We start from the raw sequence: 3,838 nt of genomic DNA, 5'->3' as shown, positions 1-3,838 counted from the left end.
ACGGTAGAGATTGACGGCAGTCTCACTCGGGACGACGTCGGCGGAGGAGCCGGTCCATGTGCCCCATCGCCTCCCTCCGACGCTCGTCGGAGACGTGGGTGTAGATGTTCATCGTGACGGCGATCTGTGAGTGCCCCAGAATCTCCATCACGACCCGCGCCGGCACGCCCGCGGCGAACAGGAGCGTCGCGCACCCGTGCCGGGCGTCGTGCAGCCGGATCCGGGGGAGTCCGGCCGCTTCCGTGATGCGCTGGAACGAGCGGCTCAGGTTCATCGGCTCGACCGTGCGGCCCGTACGCGTCGTGAAGACGTAGTCACTGTCCTGCCAGTCCTGCCCCGCCGTGGCCCGCTGTGCGGCCTGGCGAAGCCGCTGCCAGCGCAGCGGCGGCACGCACATGAGGGGGAGCGGGATGACGCGGCTCCGACGGTTCTGGCCGACAAGGCGTACTCCTCCCGCGCGAACCGCAACCACCTGCGCAGACGCGGCATCCGCACGGTGATTCCGGAACGGGCCGACCAGCAGGCCAACCGGCGGCAGCGCGGACAGGCGGGCGGCAGACCGCCATCCTTCGACCGCGAGGCATACAAGCAACGCAACACCGTCGAGCGGTGCATCAACCGCCTCAAGCAGTGGCGCGGCATCGCCACCCGCTACGAGAAGACCGCGACCATCTACCTCGCCGGACTTCACATCGCAGGCATCTTCCTCTGGTCTGCCCGCTGATCCAAACGAAACGCCCTAGCGGGTCAGCGTCTCGAAGCCGACATCTTCGCAGTACTGCACGACGCGCCCCTCCGCCTCGGAGTCACTGTTGTTCATCGCTGCCACCGTCGCCTCCGCCAAGGTGCGGCCTCCGCCAACGGTCTCATCCCGGAGCGGTCGCATCGCGAGGAAGGCGTCCTGAGCGACGGCCCCGACCTCGTCGTACCCTGACGACTCCGGCGTGTCCGTGCCCGCCGCGTTCCGCGCCTTCTGCCACGCCCCCAGCTGCGTGCAGTAGTTCTCCCGCTGCGCGGTCAGCCGCTGCTCGTCCTTGCCCTCGGACGAGGAACACCCGGCCGTCACCGCCACCAGGGCGAGGACCGGGACTACCGCCTTAAGCACGCGCACCACGTTGCCTCCGACTGAAACTACGTCCGCTCGTACCTGTCACCTGCAACTCCCGCAGCAGGATACCCGCGTGGGACCCCTTGGCCGCCGCAGCGGTCGCTGACTCAGCGGCGCAGCGCCCAACCGGAATGGCGGATGACCCGCGAGCAAGCGATCCCCCTGGTCGAGCGACTCATGAGCCCGGAGACGCCGGAGGAGGAGTTCTCCGAGATCCTGGCCAGCCTTGAACGTGGCCTGGCCTGCCCGCACATCCTCAACTACGCGTTCTGGGACCCAGACCCCGAGCTGACACCCGAGAAGGTCGTCGACAGGGCCCTGGCCTACAAGCCGATCGCTCTCTGAGGGCAGCGCGGTAAGACTTTCTCTACTTCATCAAGGCACCCGGCTGCGCTCCGCTCCGCCGGGCGCGCTTCCCGGCTCTGGCCGCTCCCGCGCTCCTGCCTCCGGCTCGCTCGTCGCTGCCGCCGCCGACGCGCGCCCGCAGTGGATAGGCCGAAGGGCATGAGCCGAGACCGATCCGCGGGCCAAAGACATGCCTCCGGCGGGGGCGCTCAGACTCCGGGATGGACGGGGCGCCGTTCGCGAGTGCCGACGGATTCGTTGTGAACGTCGTGGGCTCCCATCCCGACCACCTTCGACACAGGCAGAGCCGAGCGGGCGTGGCCCAGGGCGTCAAGGTCGTTCGTACAGTGGCGCGCTCCACCTTGACGCCCTGAACTGAACCACGCCCGCTCCACGGTGTGTGGGCCGAAGGCGGACGGGATGGGAGCTGAGGTGAGTGGTGGGTTGGCGTAGCGGTGAAGGCGAGGAGGCGGCGCTACAGTCCCGGACATGAAACCAGGGAGACTGCAGCAGTTCGGCGCATCGTTCGTGGCGATAATTCGGCATGTTGTCCGGCGCCCTCTTCTGATCCTCGTGCTCCTGCTGATCTGCGCTGCAACAACATGGCTTCAAGCCGCGTTGCCGCAGCCGTGGGACGGTCTGCCCTATGGCTTCGGCTTGTTTGCGGTTGTGTGGTCCATCTCACTGACCCTTCCTCGAAGGCAAGAGGATCCAGAGACCGACGACTGAACGTGCCCGCAGCGTGCCCGACAGGGCAGAACCCCAGGGGTAGTCACGGGAACCCACGGGGAATCAGGAGAGAACGGGCAGGTCAGCATCTTGCCAGGTCAGCGACCACCCGCGTACGGGTTCTTCCAAACTGGTGCTCCGAAGCCCAAAGCGCCGGCACCGCGTCACCCCGCTCGACCGTCGCGTACCTTGACCGCGTGGATGAGGAACCGGTGGTCATCAAGCTCACGCACGACCAAGCGTTCGTGCTGTCGGACTGGCTCTACGAAGTGATGATGAAGTCCGACAAGCTCGATGCGATCGTCCCGGACCGCGCCGTCTGGTCGGGCATCTACGCGATCTCCGGGACCCTGGAGAAGTCGCTCGTTGAGATCTTCATGCCCGACTACGCCGGTCGTCTGGAGCAGGCACGGCAGCGTTTGCTCGACGCCATGGGTGCCGACGAGGACGAGGAAGGCGAGGCGACACAAGGCGTGTCAAGAGAGCCATCTGGCGATGACATCAACAGCTGACACCAACACTGCCGGTTACCAGCGAATCCCGCCGAACTCACGCGGCAGGTGGACCCAGCACCGGCCAGGATTTGCCGTGGTGCGCGGCGCCCACGGACCGACCTGATAAGGATGAGGCCACAGGTTCAAACGTTGGGTACGGAGCGGACGCGTGATCAGGCAGGCGGAAGCCTCTGGCAGCATGGGCTTGTGTACATCACGAACAACCCGGACGACCCGCTCCAGCTGCTGATGGGCTTGGAGGTCAGCGCCGTTTCTTTCGCGCGCGGCTACGTCGAGCTGCAATTCGACGGGCCCGTATTGCGATCCTTGAGCGACCCCTCGGGGGTGTACGGGGGCCGCGAGTGGCGCTTTCCCGCACCGGGGTCGCTGGATCTCATGCGCTGCTACATCGACAAGACCGTCGACGGCTACGAACTGGTCCCGGATCGGATCCTCGCCCTGCATTTCGGGGAGCACCGCTTCGTCATCCCACTGGACCCCGAGTCAAGCGGGGGTCCCGAGGCGGCCCACATGGTCGGCGTCGACGAGAGCGGCCAGGTTTCTGTCCGTGGCGGCATGTGGATCTGGTAGCAAGGGCGGCGCCGACGTAAGTCAGTCCGCTATACAGCAGCAAAGTACAGCAACCATCGCGACCGGCCTCGACCGTCAGTACTCCCGCATGACTGCCCGACCAGGCGAACAGACCTCAGCGGCCGTCGCGCCCATAGTTCGCATCGAGGGGCGGAAGTAGGGTGGCAGGTATGAGCGCGCCACCGATCTGCCCCCGTTGCGATCAGGACCAGATCCAGCGGTATCGCTTCAAGGACGATGGCGTGGTGTTCTCACTGTGCACCGAGTGCGACTCCTTCTGGTGGCCCCAAACCGCGACGGACGTGGCCAATGCGTTGTTCCTCGATGATGTGGTGGCGGCACGGCTGGGGGAGGTAGAAAACCCCTGGACTAACCGGATATGGGCCGACGTGATTGAACCTGCGTCTGGCACGGGCTGACATCCACAGCTGACATCAACGTCGGCGAACAACAGCGGCCTGTGGTGGTCTCGGAGGGAGCTGTAGTCCTGGGCGAGGGCGGTTGTAGGGGCCGCCCGGCCGAACTTACAAAGCAGATGTCGGCGGTTCGAAACCGTCCGCGCCCACCAGTG

General features: G+C 66.2%; 5 protein-coding genes and 2 pseudogenes. 5 read left to right on the top strand and 2 right to left on the bottom strand.

What is annotated here, in order from left to right:
* Positions 1-22: 22 nt before the first annotated feature.
* Positions 23-433: pseudogene (locus ACFU6I_RS48115) on the bottom strand (tyrosine-type recombinase/integrase); the annotation flags it as partial.
* Here ACFU6I_RS48115 and ACFU6I_RS48110 point away from each other — a divergent pair.
* Positions 428-724, top strand: a pseudogene (locus ACFU6I_RS48110) (transposase); the annotation flags it as partial. The pseudogenes ACFU6I_RS48115 and ACFU6I_RS48110 sit on opposite strands and share 6 nt — an antisense overlap.
* A gap of 15 nt (positions 725-739) precedes the next feature.
* On the opposite strand, the gene ACFU6I_RS48105 reads toward ACFU6I_RS48110, so the two are convergent.
* A complete protein-coding gene (locus ACFU6I_RS48105) occupies positions 740-1,105 on the bottom strand; it encodes a hypothetical protein (protein WP_384380804.1) in 366 nt (121 codons plus the stop codon).
* Positions 1,106-1,246: 141 nt separating this feature from the next.
* On the opposite strand from ACFU6I_RS48105, the gene ACFU6I_RS48100 reads away from it, so the two are divergent.
* The 4 genes from ACFU6I_RS48100 to ACFU6I_RS48085 all read left to right on the top strand — a co-directional run bounded on the left by ACFU6I_RS48100 (position 1,247) and on the right by ACFU6I_RS48085 (position 3,686).
* On the top strand, positions 1,247-1,453 hold the full coding sequence (locus ACFU6I_RS48100) for an e9imm peptide (protein WP_384380801.1): 207 nt from the start codon (positions 1,247-1,249) through the stop codon (positions 1,451-1,453).
* A 926-nt stretch (positions 1,454-2,379) separates the two neighbouring features.
* Entirely contained in the window at positions 2,380-2,694 is a 315-nt protein-coding gene (locus tag ACFU6I_RS48095) for a hypothetical protein (RefSeq protein WP_384380798.1), read from the top strand.
* A 189-nt stretch (positions 2,695-2,883) separates the two neighbouring features.
* Positions 2,884-3,267 (top strand): hypothetical protein, encoded by a 384-nt coding sequence (locus ACFU6I_RS48090; RefSeq protein WP_384356837.1) that lies wholly within the window; start codon positions 2,884-2,886, stop codon positions 3,265-3,267.
* Positions 3,268-3,437: 170 nt separating this feature from the next.
* Positions 3,438-3,686 carry a hypothetical protein gene (locus tag ACFU6I_RS48085; RefSeq protein ID WP_384380796.1) on the top strand — a complete coding sequence of 83 codons (249 nt, stop codon included), beginning with the start codon at positions 3,438-3,440 and terminating at the stop codon, positions 3,684-3,686.
* Positions 3,687-3,838: the final 152 nt, after the last annotated feature.

Origin of the sequence: Streptomyces sp. NPDC057486 (assembly GCF_042802415.1) — a bacterium.
Lineage (GTDB): Bacteria > Actinomycetota > Actinomycetes > Streptomycetales > Streptomycetaceae > Streptomyces > Streptomyces yanii.
Note: the sequence above shows the minus strand (reverse complement) of the source record. Positions and strands in the feature narration are given on the sequence as shown.

Excerpts from the sequence above, each read along its gene's own strand:
- ACFU6I_RS48085 (WP_384380796.1), top strand. The coding sequence starts at position 3,438 with ATGAGCGCGCCACCGATCTGCCCCCGTTGCGATCAGGACCAGATCCAG.
- ACFU6I_RS48100 (WP_384380801.1), top strand. The coding sequence starts at position 1,247 with ATGACCCGCGAGCAAGCGATCCCCCTGGTCGAGCGACTCATGAGCCCG.